The sequence below is a fragment of the Pantoea sp. paga genome (genome assembly GCF_007558755.1).
In the GTDB taxonomy this organism is placed as follows: domain Bacteria; phylum Pseudomonadota; class Gammaproteobacteria; order Enterobacterales; family Enterobacteriaceae; genus Pantoea; species Pantoea agglomerans.
In genome coordinates, this window is the sequence record NZ_VLTF01000044.1 from 1 (window position 1) to 485 (window position 485).

The following is a 485-nucleotide window of genomic DNA, read 5'->3' on the forward strand; positions in this document are numbered from 1 at the left end:
GCGACCGGATTACCGGCGTCGTCGGTCAGGCCCGGCGCGGTGGCGCTGGTGTCTACGGTGACGTCGACGGTGCTGCTGCTGGCGTTGCCGTTCGCATCAGTACCGTCAACCACGAGCGCGTGCTCGCCGTCGTCCAGCGGGGCGTCAGGGGTGAAGGTCCAGCTGCCGTCCTCGCCCACGGTGGCGGTGCCAAGCTCGGTGTCGCCGTCGGTGATCACCACGGTGGAGCCGGGCTGCATGCCGCCGCCGCCGATCGTCGGGGTGTTGTCGCTGGTGGTCGCGCCGTCGGCGATTGCATTACCGGCGTCGTCGGTGATGCCCGGCGCGGTGGCGCTGGTGTCGACGTTCACGTCGACGGTGCTGCTGCTGGCGTTGCCGCTGGCATCGGTGCCGTCAATCACGAGCGCGTGCTCGCCGTCGTCCAGCGGGGCGTCAGGGGTAAAGGTCCAGCTGCCGTCCTCGCCCACGGTGGCGGTGCCGAGCTC

1 protein-coding gene is annotated in these 485 nt (G+C 70.9%); it reads right to left on the reverse strand.

The window, feature by feature from the left end; all coding sequences use genetic code 11:
- Nucleotides 1-485 (reverse strand): Ig-like domain-containing protein (locus FOV68_RS23900; RefSeq protein ID WP_255473765.1); only part of this gene is annotated, 485 nt, incomplete at both ends.